This is a genomic window from Halogeometricum sp. S3BR5-2 (genome assembly GCF_031624635.1).
In the GTDB taxonomy this organism is placed as follows: Archaea; Halobacteriota; Halobacteria; order Halobacteriales; family Haloferacaceae; genus Halogeometricum; species Halogeometricum luteum.
Window position 1 is genome coordinate 335643 of record NZ_JAMQOQ010000001.1, and the last position, 15324, is coordinate 350966.

A 15324-nucleotide genomic window follows, 5' to 3' on the forward strand; every position below is an offset into this window, starting at 1 on the left:
TATGTCCCCGGACCCGACTCGGTACCCGATTCAGTCGTCGGCGGCGGAGGCGACCGACAGCCACTCGCGCATCCGCTCGCGGTGGAACCCGACGGCCGCCTCCCCCTCCAGTTCGGGGTAGCGCGGCCGGGTCACGACGCCGTGGGAGTCCACCGCCGAGCGGACCACCGCCGCGAGTCGGTAGACGGGGGGAACCTCCGGGTACGGCCGCACCGAGCGGTAGCCCTCGCGGAACGCCGCGCGGAGGGGGTCGCCGTCGGCGACGTACCAGTCGGCGACGAGGTGTTCGACCTTGGCCGCTCCGAGACCCGCCGCCGCCGCCAGCGGCCCGCCCCAGTCGAGCACGGCGACCACCTCCTCGCCGTCGAAGACGGCGTTTCCGGGCCGGAGGTCCCACGGGTACAGCCGCGGCGTCGGATTCCGCGGAAGGTGGGCGTCGTCGAGGGCGGCGAGGAGTTCCCCCCGGACGTCGTCGAACGCCGCCGGGAGCGCGCTGATACCGTCCCGGACGTGGGCGTCGAACCACGAGGCCCACGACCCGGCGCCGTCGGATCGGAGGGTGACGGCCGCGTCGCTCGGGTCCCTCGCGGCTTCTTCGTCGCCATCGTCGCTTCCGTCTCCGTCCTCGCCCTCGTCCTCGACGCGCACGGCGCCGTAGCCCTCGAAGGCGAACGACCCGTGCAGCGCCGCGAGCGAGCGACCGAACCCCCGGCTCAGCCGTCGCCGCGTCGCCGAGGAGACGCGCGAGAACCGCTCGTGCAGGTCGACGCCGTCGACCAGTTCCACGACGGCGTACGGTCGGCCGTTCAGGACTCCGTCGGCGAGAACCCGCGGCGTCGGCACCGCGGTGCGCGCTCCGACCGCGCGGGCGACCGCGAGTTCGGTCCGGAACGCCTCGGCGTCCGCGGAGAACTGCACGACGACGCCGCCGCCGTCGGCGAACCGCACCAGCGTCGTCTCCTTCGTGTTGCCCCGCCGCGCGGGCGCCGTCTCCGCGACGGTCCGCGCGGGGAACTCCCGGTCGAGCACCGCTGTCACGTCGTCCACCGGGGCACCTCCCGCGGCCGGTCGTCGGTCGCCGGCCGGCGCGAGCGGTCCGCGCGGGTCACTCGGCGGACCCGTCCAACACGGCGGCGAGTTCCGGGAGCGACTCGACGACGTAGTCGGGGTCGTACGACCCGGGGTCGGCGTCACCGTCGGGGTACCACGCGACGGGCATCCCGGCCTCGCGGGCGCCGGCCACGTCGTACTGCAGGGAGTTGCCGACGTACAGCGTGTCGGAAGCGTCGACGCCCAGCGACTCGACCGCCCGGTCGAACGGGTCGGCGTGGGGTTTCCGCCGCTCCATGTCGCCGGCGTAGACGACCACCTCGAAGGCGCTTTCGAGGCCGAGCGCCTCCAGCTTGACCGACTGGCGGTACTCGGGACCGTTCGTCAGCAGTCCGACCTGATGGCCGGCGCCGGCGCCCTCCAAGGCCGCCTCGGCCCCGTCGAGCAGCGAGACGGCCCCGTAGTCGATGCCGTCGACGAACTCGCGGGCGACGGCGCTCACGTCGGCCCCCTCTCGGTCGTGTTCCGCGGCGACCGTTCGGAAGCCCTCGCGGTAGTAGCCGAACTCGTCCGGCGTGGTCGGCGGCCCGTCGAGCACCGCCCACAGGTCGCTCGGGACGCCGAACGGCTCCACCCCCGCCCGCTCGAACGCCCCGAAGTAGAGGTGCTCTACGTCCTGTTCGCTCTCGCACAGCGTCCCGTCGAGGTCGAACAGGACGGCGTCGAACCGGCTCATGGTCGGGGATTGGGGCGTCGAAAGCAAAAGCGACTCGGCGCGACGGGTCGAATCGCGCTTTCGCCTTACTCCTCCTCAGCCGAGTTCGGACATCGTCTCGAACGTCCGCGCTCGGAACCGCTCTGCACGCTCCGCCGTCGCCGCCTGCCCGTGTTGGTCCTGCACGTACAGCGACTGGAGGTAGTAGACCGAGTTCAGTAGCCCGTAGAGCGGTTTTCGGCGCTCGAACCCGGAGGGAAGAGAACGGACCGATTCGTAGCCGCGCCGGAACGCGCGTCGCGCGGCCTCGGTGTCACCGTTGCGCGCCGCGAACGTCGGGGTGACCGTCCGCCAGTAGTCCCACTCGTCCGGTGCCGCCCTCGCGTGTTCGAGGTCAACGACGCAAGCGACTCGCCCGTCCTCGACGGTGACGTGTTCGGGCGTCCACCACCCGTGACAGCAGACGGGATCGCCCATACCGTCGAAGGCGTCCGGGCGGTCCCGAAGGAACTCGACCACGGCGTCGGCGATGTCGGCGTGGCCGTACTCGGCGAGGACCGACCGGCGGTGACGGATGTCGTCGACGGCCGCCGCGCGCCAATCGTCGACCGTATCGACCCGGACCCCGCCGTCGGCCGCGCGGAACGGGCCGTAGCCGTCGACCAGCGGTTCCGTCTCCGCGTGCAGCGTCGCCATCCCGCGACCGGCGGCACGCGCCCACGCTGCCTCCGCCTCGGTCGACGCGTCAGGTACCGGGGCGTCGGGGTGCCACGCGGCGACGTAGTAACCGTCGCCGACGCGCAGTGTCTCGGGCACCGGTACCGTCGTCTCCCCGCCGAAGAACGCGGTCACTCGGCCCTCGACGGCCGCGTTCCCGGTCGGTCCAGTGTTGCCCTTGTAGACGGCGCGGCGGCCGTCGACCGCTATCTCGTATACTTCGTGCGGCGGCACACCGTGGAGTTTTCGGACGATACGGTAGTCTGCGAACTGTTCTGCGAGTCTCTCGCGTGCGTCTCGTCTCATGGTATTCGCCGCGTGACGGGCGGCGACCGGCCGGTACGACACTAACTAGTGCACGGTGCCGCAGCTACGGCCGTGAGAAGTCGTCTCGACCGTCGCCAGCCTCCGTCAAAAGCGTTCTCTTCCTGCCGGCTACGACCGGGTGTCCGTCGTCTCACGCGCGTTCGAGCGACACCGCGTTGCCCACCTCGAACCCGAACGCCTCGTCGCCGCGGCCGCGGTTCACCGCCAACTCCACGTTGCCGTGGCTACCGACGGTGACGACGCGACCGCCGGGGTCGACGGCGGCGTACGACCGCCCGACTGGAACCGCCTCCCCGCCGACGGACACCCGGTCGAGACCGTCGAGGAACTCACCGGGGACGTTCGTGACGACGTTGCCGAAGCCGTCGACGACGAGCACCTCACCCGTCGCCGTCCCCTCGCCCACCTCGGGGTCCGGGAAGGCGAGGTCGACGTACTCGTCGGTCGGCGCGATTCGGTCGACGGCCGTCACCGCGGGGGCGTCGTGGACGTCCGCGGCGGCCGGCGCGAACACGTCGCGCCCGTGGAACGTGTTGCTCGGCGTCTCCTCGTACTCGACCTCGTACACGTCGAAGTCGTCGCCGGCCACCTCGCGGGCGACCGGAAGCGCGACGCCGTTGTCCGGCGCGACGAACGCGTGGTCGCCGGCCTCCACGACGAGGGCCGCGCGGTCGGTGCCGACGCCGGGGTCGACGACGACGAGGTGCGTCGCGGGCGGAAAGTACGGCAGCACCTCCCGAAGCCAGAAGGCCGTCGCGCGCACGTCCTGTCTCGGGAAGTCGTGGCCCACGTCGACGAGTCGGGCGTCGGTGCGACCGAGCAGCACGCCTTTCATCGCCGCGGGGTACGGCGTCCCGAAGTCCGAAGCGAGCGTTATCATCGGATGTAGTCTCTTCCGCGCCCGGCATGTCGGTGTCGCTTTCGGGGTGCGCTCAGCCCTCGGCCTCAGAAGAACGTCGCCGCCCCGGGGTCGAACCCCACGTCGAGGCGGTCCGCGTCGGGCACGTCCGGGGTTCGAACGACCACCTGCCGGTCCGCCCACCGGCAGTACAGTCGGGTCGTATCGCCGAGGAACTCCGCCGTCTCCACGTCGACGGTCAGGCGGTTCGGCGGCGCGGCGGACCGCGACGACGCGGTGGCGCCCGACGACGGGTCGACCACCGACAGGCGTTCCGGGCGGACGCAGAAGCGGACCGTTTCGCCCGCCGCGGCGTCGGTCGGGGGCAACCGGAACTCGGCGTCCGCGACGCGGACGACCGTCGACTCGTCGTTCGACGCCAGCACCTCGGCCTCGAAGACGTTGTTGTCGCCGACGAAGGAGGCGACGAACGCCGTCTCCGGCCGGCGGTATATCGCCTGCGGCGTGCCGACCTGTTCGACCCGGCCGGCGTTCATCACGGCCACGCGGTCGGAGACGGCCAGCGCCTCCTCCTGGTCGTGCGTGACGTACAGCGTCGTCACGCCCAGTTCCCGCTGGATGGACTTGACGCTCCGCCGGAGTTGCTCGCGGAGGCGGGCGTCGAGGGCGCTCATGGGTTCGTCGAGGAGGAGCACGCGCGGTTCGGGCGCGAGGGCGCGAGCGAGGGCGACTCGCTGCTGCTGGCCGCCCGAGAGTTCGTCCGGGTCGCGGCCGCCCATCCCGGAGAGGTCGACCAATTCCAGCAGTTCGTCGACGCGTTCCTCCTTCGTCGTCCGCTGCGGCGGCCCGTCGAACTGGAGGCCGTAGGCGACGTTCTCGCGGACGCTCATATGGGGGAACAGCGCGTAGTTCTGGAAGACGACGCCCACGTCGCGGTCCTCGGTCGGCACCCCGCGCACGTCCTCGCCGCCGAAGCGGACGGCGCCCGCGTCGGGCGACTCCAACCCGGCGACGAGGCGGAGCGTCGTCGTCTTTCCGCACCCGGATGGGCCGACCAGCGTGAAGAACTCCCCCTCCGCGACCGACAGGGAGACGTCCTCCAGCGCCGTCGTCCCGGCGTACGCCCGGCGGACGCCGTCGAGTTCGAGGTCAACCACGGGGCGTCACCTCGCGGGCGGCGGGAACGGGGGAGACGGCGCGGACGGCGGCCTCGCGGGCGCCGTGAGGTGCGGCCGGCATCGTCTCCCTTCAGTCACCAATCGGTGATATACCCGTCGAATCACGCGCTCGGCGGTCGTTCGGTCCGAGCGACCGCGCCGTCACGAACGCGTCTCGGCCTCGTCGTCGTCCGAGAGGGCGTCGGGGGCGCTGGGAACGCTCGGGAGCCACTCCAAGTCGGCGTCGACGCGTCCCGAGAGGACGGCGTTGACGACGACGCCGACGAGGATGGCCAGGCCGCCGAGGTAGAGCCACGAGAGGAAGATGAGCGCCACGCCCGCGATGCCGTACAGTTGGACGCTCTCGGAGAGGCCGACGTAGGCGCGGAAGACGAACCCGGAGACGGTCCACGCCGCCGCGGCCACGACGACGCCCGGAAGCGCCTCGCGCGGCGATTGGTCGACGCCCGGAAAGAAGTAGTACATCGGGAAGAAGCCGACGACGAGGGAGACGAAGATGAGCAGTCCGCTCGCCACCGACCACCAGCCGCCGAGGGCCAGCGACAGGGCGACGGAGACGAACGAGACGACGATGAGCGCGATGGTCGTGCCGACGAAGACGAGCCCCGTGTCTCGGATGCGTCCCCAGAAGGAGGTGTGCCGGCGCGTGCCGTACACCTCGGCGAACGTGTCCTGAATCGAGCGGAGGCTCTTCAGCGAACTCCAGATAACGATGGCGACGGCCAGCGACAGCGCCCGGACGCGGGCGTCGGTCTGGGCGCCGATCATCTCCAACACCCGCCGGAGTTGGTTCGGGTCGACGCTCACGAGTCGGCCGAGACCCTGCGCGATGGCGTCGACGCTCCCGAGCGTGGCGATGCCGACGACCAACAGGAACACCGTCGGCACGAACGCGTTGAACACGTAGTACGACAGGCTGGCGGCGAGCGTCGTCACGTTCTTCTCGCGACTGACTGCGACGACGGCTTTCGTCACTCGCACGACGGAATCGGCACGGGACACTCGGCGTGGTAAGCGCCACGCCGGTATCAATCGTCGCAGATGTCGGAACGAGTGACTTTCAACGAGAGGGCTACAACGGTTATGTGTCGAGAGAGTGTCGTCGGAACTGCAATGACGGCACTCACAGCGCTCACGGCCGGTGTCACAGTCGCGTCGACCGCGCTCCCCCTGCAGTCGGGCGGGCTCCTGACGCTCGCTATCGCATTCCTCGTGCTCGCCGTTCTGGCGGGGCTCGCGGGGTTCCGCGGGGTCGCCGGCCTCTCGATGAGCGCCGCGCGAATCCTCGTCGTAGTGTTCCTCGTCCTCGCCATCATCACGTTCATCCTGTAAAGTGACGGGTCCGCGGGACGCTCGGTCGACGCTCGGCGTCTCCGGCCGCGATTCGACCCCGAAACCGTCCCTTCGCGAACGCGTACCTCCGTCCGCGCCCCGTCAGGCTTATTCGGCAGTTCCGCGAATCGGAGGGCATGAACCGGCCACTCGCCGCCGTCGCCGGCGGCCTCTCCGGAACCGCCGCCTTGACCGTCCTGCTCCTCCTCTTCGAGGTCGAGACGCGGTCGCAGATAGGCATGTTCGACGTCGTCGCGCGGTTCGTCGGCGTCCCCGGGAGCACGACGGTCGGGTTCGTCCTGTTCGTCGCCGCCGGGACGCTGGCGTGGCCCCTCCTGTTCGTCGCCGTCGAGGACTCCGTTCCCGGGTCCGACCCCGCGATAAAGGGGATGGGCGTCGGCGTGCTCCTCTGGATTCCGTTCCTCCTCCTCGGACGGGCGGAACTCTCGGGGGCCATCGTGTTCGCCTTCGCGGGCCTGACCCTCGTCGCCCACCTCGCCTACGGCTACATCACCGGCGCCGTCTACGCCCGTCTCACGGGTCGGACGCCGTCGAGCGGTACGCTCGGCGACGGCTCGGAACTGCAGGGCTGACCCGGCGCCGACGACTCCCCGCCGACCCGCGCTCCCCCCTCCCCCGCCCGGCGATTCTCGGATTCTGGTGACGGCCTTGCCACTTATGTATGGACCGTCCTAAGTCGCTCTCACGCGCCTCTCGCGCGAGTTGATAATGTCTCTGCCGCTCGTCCCGCTTCTCGCCGTCGTCAGTGTCCTCCTCGGAGGGTTGGCGTGCTGGCGCCGCCGCGAGTCGACGGACCCCACCGCGACCGAATCGCCCCGACATCCCGCCTCGCTCCGGACGGACGGCGGCGAAGAACGACCCGACGGCGGACGTCGGACCGACGAGGACCGACGGGTCTCCGAGGAGCGTCGAACCGACGGCGGCGAACGCCGCGCCGACTCCGGGTCCGAGAGTCAGATGCCCGTGATCGGCACGCTGTACGGCCGCGAGCACAAGACCAGCAAGCCGTACGGGTTGATGCGATGGCTGACGAGCGTCGACCACAAGGACATCGGCATCCTCTACCTCATCTTCGGCCTCGCCGCCGGCATGTGGGGAGCGACGGACGCGATGATGATCCGGACGGAGCTTTTCACCCCCGGCACCGACGTCTGGAACGCCGAGACGTACAACGGCCTGTTCACGACGCACGGGTTGACGATGCTGTTCTTCTTCGTCACCCCGGTGTTCACCGGACTGGCGAACTACTTCCTCCCCCTCCTCATCGACGCCGAGGACATGGCGTTCCCGCGCATCAACGCCATCGCCTTCTGGCTCCTGCCGCCCTCGTTCGTCCTCGTCCGCGCCGGCCTCCTCACCGAGGTGCTGGCGAAGGTCATCGACGCCGTCGGCCCGCGCGTCGAGTTCCTCTACGCCCTCGAACCGCCGACGATGGGGTGGACGCTGTACACGCCGCTGACGACCCAACTGGCCAACCCGCAGGTCGACCTGCTGCTGTTGGGCCTCCACCTGTCCGGACTGGCGACGATAATGGGCGGCGTGAACATCATCGTCACCATCTTCACCGAACGCGGCGAGGGGGTTAGCTGGTCCACGCTCGACATCCTCACGTGGTCGCTCCTGACGACGAGCGGTCTCATCCTGTTCGCGTTCCCCGTCCTCGGGAGCGCCGTCCTCATGCTCCTGTTCGACCGCAACTTCGGCACGACGTTCTTCGCCGTCGAGGCGGGCGGCCCCATCCTCTGGCAGCACCTGTTCTGGTTCTTCGGCCACCCCGAAGTGTACATCCTCGTCCTCCCGGCGTTCGGGCTGACGAGCCAGATACTCCCGAAGTTCTCGGGGCGGAAGCTGTTCGGATTCAAGTTCATCGTCTACTCGACGCTCGCCATCGGCGTGCTCTCGTTCGGCGTGTGGGCCCACCACATGTTCGCGACGGGGATGGACCCCCGCCTCCGCGCGTCGTTCATGGTGGTCACGCTCGCCATCGCGGTGCCGAGCGCCGTCAAGACGTTCAACTGGATGGCGACCATCTGGAACGGGAACGTCAAACTCGAAGCGCCGATGCAGTTCCTCGTCGGCGGCATCGGCCTGTTCGTCGTCGGGGGCGTGACGGGCATCTTCCTCGCGTCCGTCCCCGTGGACCTCGTCGTCCACGGCACCTACTACGTCGTGGCGCACTTCCACTTCATCGTCGTCGGCATCATCGCCTTCTCGATGTTCGCCGCGTCGTACTACTGGTACCCGCTCCTGACCGGGCGGATGTACAACAAGCGCCTCGGAACGATTCACGCCGTCCTCAGCATCGTCGGCGTCAACGTGACGTTCATGCCCCTGTTCCTCGTCGGCCTGATGGGCCTGCCGCGCCGGTCGGCGCAGTACCCCGTCGAGTTCACGCTCCTCCAGCAGGTGGCCACCGTCGGGGCGTTCATCCTCGCCGCCAGCGTCGGTATCTGGCTGTTCAACATGGTGAACTCTTTCCGGACGGGACCGGTCGTCCGGACCCCCGACCCGTGGGACCTGAAGGAGTCCAACCAGTTCTCCCGCGAGTGGCAGTGGTTCGAGCGGCGGATGACGGAGGGGCTGTCGAACCCGCAGGCCCTCGCCGACGGCGGGCGCGTCGCCGACGGAGAATCCGACGCCTCGAACGACGCCGGTTCGGACGCCGGGGCCGGCGACGAAGACTCCGACGCCGACGCGGACGCCGAGAACTGAGACGACCGCTCCGTATTCGGTCGTCGCGCGTTTCTGATTTCTCGCGCACGTCACGCAGACTCACGCGCACGAGCGGACGCTCCGCTCCGCGGGTCGAAGATGGGAAGAAGAGACGACGGCGAGAACGGCGGTCGGCGCGAACTGTATTAACTCTGGAACGGTTCCTCGTCGCGGTGGTTGTCCGGGTTGTTTATCTCTTCGGCCTCCCGCTCCATCTGGTCGGTTTCGCGGTCCACCTCGTCCGTCCCGCGCCGGTCTGCGTCGGGGTGGACGTCGTCCTCGTCGCCCGCGCCCGGGACGCGGGACTTGTCGACGAAGCGCTGTCGCCCCTCGTCGCCGTCGTCCACGACGAACGCCACGTCCGACGCCTCGTACATCGAGGTGAACTCCTCCCAGTCGAGTTCGCGGCCCTCCGCGTCCTCGTCGGTCGTAAAGCGGAGTTCCAACGACCCCTCGGACGTGGCGGCGACGACCGGCCGCGACCCGGTCTCCTCGGCCCACGACCGCATCTCTTCGAGGTCTGAGAGCACTCGCTCCTCGTCCGCGTCGTTGTTTTCGCTCATCTCACTCCATACTCGCTACGAGCGCACACCGCTCTCACGCCTGCAAGTGCAGGGTTCCGCCCGCCTCGGTGAGGGATAAAACAACACGCAGCCGCAAGCAGAAAGACGGGGTCGCCGTCGGACGAACTTCGTCGTCGACGCTGCCGCGCGCCGCTTGAGGCACCCGTCCCTCGGCGGCGTCCGGAAGACGGACATTTCGATGTTTCGGGCGCTCTCGCGTCAGCCTTCGGTCGCTGCCAAATCTGCGGCCGTCGCGGCGCGGCCGTCGTCTTGAAACCGGCCCCCGACGTAGCACGTTCCGTGACGAGCATCGCCACACTCAGCGCCGACGCGACGGACTTCCTCCTCGGCGACGCCTTCGAGGCGATTCCGACGCTCGCCGTCGAGGTGCCGCCGGTCGTCGCCCACGGACCCGACGACCCCTTCCCCTTCCTCGCCGCGACGGGCGCGGACCCGGAGGCCGCGGCCGCGGCCTTCGAGGACGACGGCTCGGTCCGCGAGGTCGACCGCCTCTCGGCCGGCGGGGAGGGCGGCCTGTTCCGTGTCGTCTGGACCGAGACGGTCGAACTGCTCCTCGGGTCGGTCGTCAGGACGGACGCGACGGTGCTCTCGGTCCGCGGCGCCGACGGCGCCTGGAAGTTCCGCGTCCTCGCGCCGGACCGCGACTGCCTCGGCGTGACGTTCGACTTCCTCGCCGACCACGGGGTGCACGTGGAGTTGGAGGGCATCCGCAGCCTCGACGCCGACGACGCCACCCGCTCGTTCGGGCTGAGCGAGGAGCAGTACACCGCCCTCCTCGCCGGCCTCGACCGCGGGTTCTACGACGTCCCCCGCGACACCGACACCTCCGAACTCGCCGCCGAACTGGGCATCACCCACCAGGCGCTCTCCGAGCGACTCCGGCGGGCGCACGGCACCCTCGTCGAGAACGCCCTCGCCTCCGGGTCGCGCGTGTTCAACTGACCGGCGCGCCCGAGTCGGTCCGGTCCGTCGGAGTCCGACGCCGACGCCGACGCCGAGTCCGTGCGCTTTTGTCCCGACCCGCCGACGCCCGCGTATGCACGAGCAGTCCCTCCCGCTCCCCGACCGCGCCGTCGTCGGAATGGTCCACCTCCGCGCCCTCCCCGGCGCGCCGACTCACGACGCCGACGCCGGCATCGAGGCCGTCCGCGAGGCGGCGCTCGAAGACGCCGCGGCCCTCGAAACCGGCGGCGTCGACGCCCTCGTCGTCGAGAACTTCGGCGACGCTCCCTTCTATCCCGACGACGTGCCGAAGCACACCGTCGCGTCGATGACCGCCGTCGTCGGCGCCGTCGCCAGCGAGGTGGACGTCCCCGTCGGCGTCAACGTCCTCCGCAACGACGCCGAGGCGGCCCTCTCGGTGGCGGCGGCGACGGGGGCGTCGTTCGTCCGCGTGAACGTCCACGCCGGCGCGCGCGTCACCGACCAAGGACTCGTCGAGGGCCGCGCCCACGAGACGATGCGCCTGCGCGAGTCGCTCGGCGCGGACGTGGCCGTCCTCGCCGACGTGGGCGTGAAACACTCCGAACCGCTGGGACGCGAGACGCCCCTCGACGTCGCCGTCGAGGAAGCCGTCGGCCGCGGACTCGCCGACGGCGTCGTCGTCTCCGGGGCTGGGACGGGCGCCCCGACCGACGACTCGGACCTCGCGGCCGTCGCCGAGGCGGCCGAGGCGGCGGGCGTGCCCGCCCTCGTCGGAAGCGGCGTCACCGCCGAGACGGTCGCCGCGACGCTCGAACGGGCGGACGGCGTCGTCGTCGGGACGGCGCTGAAAGAAGGAGGGGAGACTACGGCCCCCGTCGAGGAGTCGCGGGTGCGCGCCGTCGTCGAGGCGGCGCGGTCCGAGTAACGCCGACTACGAGTTCAGTTCCTCTTCGACCAAGTTCGCGGCGTTCTTCACGGCCCCGACGGAGCTGAGATGGCCGGCGCCGACGGAGGCCTTCATCGCCTTCGCGGCGCTCCCGGTCACGACCGTCGGCCCGAGTTGGGCCACCGCGCCGTCGCCGACGCTGACGATCCATCCCGGCACCTCGAAGCGATACGGCTCCATCCGGGGGGCGAAGTCCGTCGCCTCTCCCTCCGTCTCGTGGCGGACGAGTTCGGCGAGGTTGTCGGCCACGGTCCGGGCCTCGCGCAGGGCGGCGGAGGCCGACGCGGGGACGGCCTCCCCGTCGGCGTCGACCACGCGCGCGGCGTCGCCGACGGCGAACGTGCGCTCGTCCAGTCGGAGGTCGCTCCGGACGACCGGCCGGTCGCCGCCCATCGCGGCCTGCCCGGCGATGCCGCCCGTCCAGACGAACGTGTCGCAGGCGAACGTCCCCGCGTCCGTCTCGACCGCCTCGTCGGTCGCGCGCTCGACCGACGTGCCGGTTCGAACGTCGATGCCGCGGGTTTCGAGCGCCTCGCGCACCGCCTCGCGGAAGTTCTCCGGGAAGTTCGGGGCGACGTGGTCGAGTTGCTCGACCAGCGTGATATCGGCCTCGACGCCCTCCTCCGCGGCGAGGGCGGCGAGTTCGCCGGCCGTCTGGACGCCCGAGAGCCCCGCCCCGCCGACGACGGCGGTGACCGACCCGCTCTCGGCGGCCGGGACGCTCGGGCCGTCAGAGGCGTCGATATCGGCGGCGGCGGCGTCGCCGGTATCGCTTCCGTCGACCGCCGCCGCGCCCTCGTCCGAGACGTCGATGGTGATGCTTCCGCCGGCGTCGGCGGCGTCGCCCGTCTCGCCGCCACCGACGGCGTCGACCGCACCGAGGAACGATTCGCGGATGGCCTCGGCGTCGGCGACGCTCTTGAGGGGCAGGGAGCGTTCCTCGACGCCCGGCAGGTCGTAGTAGGCCGTCGCGGACCCGAGGCAGACGGCGGCGTAGTCGTAGTCGAGTTCCGTTCCGTCCGCGAACGAGACCGTTCGGGCGTCCCTGTCGACGCCGTCGACGCGGGCGACGCGGACCTCCGCGCGGTCGAAGAGGTCTTCGAGGGGGACCTGAATCGTCTCGGCGAGTCCGGGGCGACGGATGACGCGGTGGACCTCGTGCAGGACGAGGTGAGAGGCGTCCTCGTCGACGACGACGAGTTCGGCGTCGTCGGGCAGGCGCGATTCGAGACGGCGGGCGAGCGTCACTCCGGCGTATCCCGCGCCGAGTACCAGCACACGCATGGTCGGAGGGTAGGAGTACGGGACAATGAGCCTGTGGGGTGCTCGGGGTCGGGTCGAGTCGGCGGAGCGGTCCCCGTAGACCTGCTCAGAACAGCGCCTCGGACTCGTCGAGGACTTCCGCGGGGCCGCCGACGCTCCAGACGTCCGTGTCGACGTCGCAGGCGGCGATTTCCTCTTCGACCCGGTCGGCGTGCTCGGCCGTGGTGTTCACGTAGACGCTCGCGCCCGTGTCGGCGGAGAAGTAGACGGGAATCTCCTCCTCGCTGCGGAGTTCGCGGACGGCGTTGAACACGGCGATGGTCTTCGGCTGCCAGTACACCCAGCCCGCGGGGCCGGTCATCGTCGTCGCCGTCAGCGAGAGCGTGTCGTGCTCGGCGAGTTCGAACGCGCGAGCGAAGTCCGCCGCGCGGAGGGCGTCGCGCATCTCGTCTATCTGCTCGTGGACGTGCGCCATCCGCGCTTGGAACATGTGGCTCGCCGCGGCCTCCTCGTGGGCCTGTTCGGTCTCCTTGTAGGCGGGGACGTGCGCGGCGACGATTCTGAGGTCGTCCTCCAACTCGGATTCGATGCGCTCGGAGCGGCAGTCCTCGTCGTTCATGCCCGAGTAGAGCTGAGAGAACGCGCCGGTGACGGCGCGGGCGGCGGAGGAGGACCCGCGGCGGGCGATGGTCGAGATTTCGGGGCGGGTCAGCCCGAGGTCGGCCGCCTCCGCGAGGGCCATCGCGGCGGCGGCGAACCCCGACGAGGAGGAGCCGAACCCGATGTTCGAGGGGAAGGAGTTCTCCGATTCGAGGCGCACCGCGTCGTCGGTGTTGGCGAGGGCGCGGACGTGGTCGACGACGGCGTCGATTCGCTCGGCGCCGCGGCCGGTCACCTCCTCGCCCCCGATGACGTAGGTGTCCTCGGCGGCGTCGGGTTGGAACTCGACGGTCGTCGTCGTGTGACTCGGCGCGGTGCAGACGCTGATGCTGTCGTGGTACGGGAGTCGCAACTCCTCGTCGCGCATCCCGTGGTACTTCACCAGCCCCTGAATCGGGTGTGCCTTCGCGGTGGCCTTCATACTCCCACGCGCGGGAGACGCGGGGTTAAACGTCCCGATGGTCGGCGAGAGACCGCAGTCCGGCGGCGACGTGGCGGTGTCTGAGAGAAACGGGCGTCTTCGAACCGGGCGTTCAGTCGTCCGCGGCGACGGTCGAGTCGGGCGTCGCTTCGGCGTCGACTTCCGCTTCCTCTCCCTCTCGGCCTCGATTCCAAACGTTGGTGACTGTCTCGCCCGTCGGCGGGGTGTGGCTTATCTCTTTCATGCTCGCGCGCTCTTCTGTCATGTGCGAGTGACTGCCACGAACGAGCTTAACCGTTGTCCTGAAAATGATTATAACACTTAGTACCATACTAGCTAGTACAAGGAGTCTAGGGTGACCCGCGGTTCGGACGCGGCGCGGACCCGAACGGGGATAGAGCGAACGCCGGACGGCCGGCGTCTCGTCGTCGCGCGGGTCGTCGACGCCCCCGCGTCGGCGGCGTGGGACGTGCTCACCGACACGCGGACGTGGACCGAGTGGGGGCCGTCCGTCTCAGCGGTTCGCGGCCCCGACCGAATCGGACCGGGGGCGACGGGTGAGGTGCGCATCACCGGCGTCGGCGCGTGGGTCCCGTTCGAGGTGACGGAGTACGACGAGGGGGCGATGCGGTGGACGTGGGCCGTCGCGCGCGTCCCGGCGACGGGCCACCGCGTCGACGTCCTCGGGGACCGCCGGTGTCGCGTCGCCTTCGAGGTGCCACTCCTCGCCGCCGCGTACGCGCCCGTCTGCCGGCGGGCGCTTCGGGCGATAGCGCGGTTGGCCGAACGCCGGGCGTGAGCGCCCTACGGCGGCCGTTCCAGCGAGAACCGGTCGCCGATGCGGGCGTACTCCGACCCCGAGAGGCGACCCACCGCGTCGAGTTTCGTCGTGTCCATCTTCCCGTTGGTGAGCACGGCGTCGTCGACGTGCGCGTGGACGACTTCGCCGAACACGAGCGTCGAGGCGCCGACGTCGAGCGTGTCGACCAGTTCGCACTCGAACGACACCGCCGCCTCCGCGACGCGCGGGGCGTCGACGACGGCGCAGTCAGCGGCCGTCACCGCGGCGCGGTCGAACTCGTCCTCGCCGGGCGGGAGCGTCGCACTCGTGGCGTTCATCGCCTCGGCCACGTCCTCGGTGACGACGTTCCAGACGAACTCGCCCGTCTCAATCGCGTTCCGGGCGCTGTCCTTTCGGTCCTCGCCGGTGCCCGACGCGGAGAACAGCAGCGTCGGCGGGTCCGGGGTGACGACGTTCGAGAAACTGTACGGCGCGAGGTTCCGCGTCCCGTCCGCCGCGCGGGTGCTCACCCACGCGATGGGTCGCGGGACGACGGCGCCCGAGAGGAGGCGGTACGGCGACCCGAAGGCGTCCGGCGGTCCGTCCACGTCAGGGCGCCTCCCGCGTCGGCCGCGCGTGCTCGTTCATCACCCGTCCTTCGCCGACCGGCGACAAAGAACCGCCGGCCCGCGCGGACCGCGCCGGGCCGCCGCCACCGACGGGACGGCGCTTCCCCGTTCACCCGCGTACCACCCGGGGACCCGAACGGTCGTGATTGGGCTGAATTATCTCCGTACTCCTCGAAAAATATACCTGTGCTCGTGACCGAGTGCA

The 15324-nt window shown here is 70.5% G+C and carries 17 protein-coding genes; 6 read left to right on the forward strand and 11 right to left on the reverse strand.

Features of this window, described 5'->3' with window-relative positions; genetic code table 11:
- Window positions 1-30: 30 nt before the first annotated feature.
- From NDI79_RS01650 to NDI79_RS01675, 6 genes are all read right to left on the reverse strand, one after another.
- Complete coding sequence (locus tag NDI79_RS01650) at window positions 31-1047, reverse strand: phosphotransferase family protein (protein WP_310926709.1); 1017 nt, start codon at window positions 1045-1047, stop codon at window positions 31-33.
- Between the two features lie 58 nt (window positions 1048-1105).
- Complete coding sequence (locus tag NDI79_RS01655; RefSeq protein ID WP_310926710.1) at window positions 1106-1786, reverse strand: HAD family hydrolase; 681 nt, start codon at window positions 1784-1786, stop codon at window positions 1106-1108.
- Between the two features lie 75 nt (window positions 1787-1861).
- The gene (locus tag NDI79_RS01660) at window positions 1862-2788 is read right to left on the reverse strand and encodes a phosphotransferase (protein WP_310926711.1); all 927 of its coding nucleotides are present in this window, start codon (window positions 2786-2788) and stop codon (window positions 1862-1864) included.
- Between the two features lie 151 nt (window positions 2789-2939).
- Window positions 2940-3689 (reverse strand): SAM hydrolase/SAM-dependent halogenase family protein, encoded by a 750-nt coding sequence (locus NDI79_RS01665; RefSeq protein WP_310926712.1) that lies wholly within the window; start codon window positions 3687-3689, stop codon window positions 2940-2942.
- 65 nt (window positions 3690-3754) lie between these two features.
- Window positions 3755-4825 carry an ABC transporter ATP-binding protein gene (locus NDI79_RS01670; protein WP_310926713.1) on the reverse strand — a complete coding sequence of 357 codons (1071 nt, stop codon included), beginning with the start codon at window positions 4823-4825 and terminating at the stop codon, window positions 3755-3757.
- Window positions 4826-4987: 162 nt separating this feature from the next.
- Window positions 4988-5848, reverse strand: coding sequence for a YihY/virulence factor BrkB family protein (locus NDI79_RS01675; protein ID WP_310926714.1), 861 nt, complete (start codon window positions 5846-5848; stop codon window positions 4988-4990).
- A 111-nt stretch (window positions 5849-5959) separates the two neighbouring features.
- On the opposite strand from NDI79_RS01675, the gene NDI79_RS01680 reads away from it, so the two are divergent.
- The 3 genes from NDI79_RS01680 to NDI79_RS01690 all read left to right on the forward strand — a co-directional run bounded on the left by NDI79_RS01680 (window position 5960) and on the right by NDI79_RS01690 (window position 8911).
- Entirely contained in the window at window positions 5960-6178 is a 219-nt protein-coding gene (locus NDI79_RS01680) for a DUF1328 domain-containing protein (RefSeq protein ID WP_310926715.1), read from the forward strand.
- A gap of 137 nt (window positions 6179-6315) precedes the next feature.
- Complete coding sequence (locus tag NDI79_RS01685; RefSeq protein ID WP_310926716.1) at window positions 6316-6771, forward strand: DUF6789 family protein; 456 nt, start codon at window positions 6316-6318, stop codon at window positions 6769-6771.
- Between the two features lie 136 nt (window positions 6772-6907).
- Window positions 6908-8911 carry a cbb3-type cytochrome c oxidase subunit I gene (locus NDI79_RS01690; protein ID WP_310926717.1) on the forward strand — a complete coding sequence of 668 codons (2004 nt, stop codon included), beginning with the start codon at window positions 6908-6910 and terminating at the stop codon, window positions 8909-8911.
- 146 nt (window positions 8912-9057) lie between these two features.
- On the opposite strand, the gene NDI79_RS01695 is transcribed toward NDI79_RS01690, so the two are convergent.
- Window positions 9058-9474: a hypothetical protein gene (locus NDI79_RS01695; RefSeq protein ID WP_310926718.1), complete on the reverse strand. Its 417-nt coding sequence runs from the start codon at window positions 9472-9474 to the stop codon at window positions 9058-9060.
- A gap of 300 nt (window positions 9475-9774) precedes the next feature.
- Here NDI79_RS01695 and NDI79_RS01700 point away from each other — a divergent pair, with 300 nt between their 5' ends.
- The gene (locus NDI79_RS01700) at window positions 9775-10437 is read left to right on the forward strand and encodes a helix-turn-helix domain-containing protein (RefSeq protein ID WP_310926719.1); all 663 of its coding nucleotides are present in this window, start codon (window positions 9775-9777) and stop codon (window positions 10435-10437) included.
- 94 nt (window positions 10438-10531) lie between these two features.
- Window positions 10532-11344: a BtpA/SgcQ family protein gene (locus NDI79_RS01705; RefSeq protein WP_310926720.1), complete on the forward strand. Its 813-nt coding sequence runs from the start codon at window positions 10532-10534 to the stop codon at window positions 11342-11344.
- A 6-nt stretch (window positions 11345-11350) separates the two neighbouring features.
- On the opposite strand, the gene NDI79_RS01710 is transcribed toward NDI79_RS01705, so the two are convergent.
- From NDI79_RS01710 to NDI79_RS01720, 3 genes are all read right to left on the reverse strand, one after another.
- Window positions 11351-12649: an NAD(P)/FAD-dependent oxidoreductase gene (locus NDI79_RS01710; RefSeq protein WP_310926721.1), complete on the reverse strand. Its 1299-nt coding sequence runs from the start codon at window positions 12647-12649 to the stop codon at window positions 11351-11353.
- A gap of 85 nt (window positions 12650-12734) precedes the next feature.
- Window positions 12735-13709: a phosphomevalonate decarboxylase MvaD gene (gene mvaD, locus NDI79_RS01715; protein ID WP_310926722.1), complete on the reverse strand. Its 975-nt coding sequence runs from the start codon at window positions 13707-13709 to the stop codon at window positions 12735-12737.
- A 112-nt stretch (window positions 13710-13821) separates the two neighbouring features.
- Window positions 13822-13974, reverse strand: a complete 153-nt coding sequence (locus tag NDI79_RS01720; protein ID WP_310926723.1) for a DUF7989 family protein — start codon at window positions 13972-13974, stop codon at window positions 13822-13824.
- 90 nt (window positions 13975-14064) lie between these two features.
- Between NDI79_RS01720 and NDI79_RS01725 the strand changes: the two genes are divergently transcribed.
- Window positions 14065-14508, forward strand: coding sequence for an SRPBCC family protein (locus NDI79_RS01725; protein WP_310926724.1), 444 nt, complete (start codon window positions 14065-14067; stop codon window positions 14506-14508).
- A gap of 5 nt (window positions 14509-14513) precedes the next feature.
- Here NDI79_RS01725 and NDI79_RS01730 read toward each other — a convergent pair whose 3' ends face one another.
- A complete protein-coding gene (locus NDI79_RS01730) occupies window positions 14514-15098 on the reverse strand; it encodes a flavin reductase family protein (RefSeq protein WP_310926725.1) in 585 nt (194 codons plus the stop codon).
- Window positions 15099-15324 lie beyond the last annotated feature (226 nt).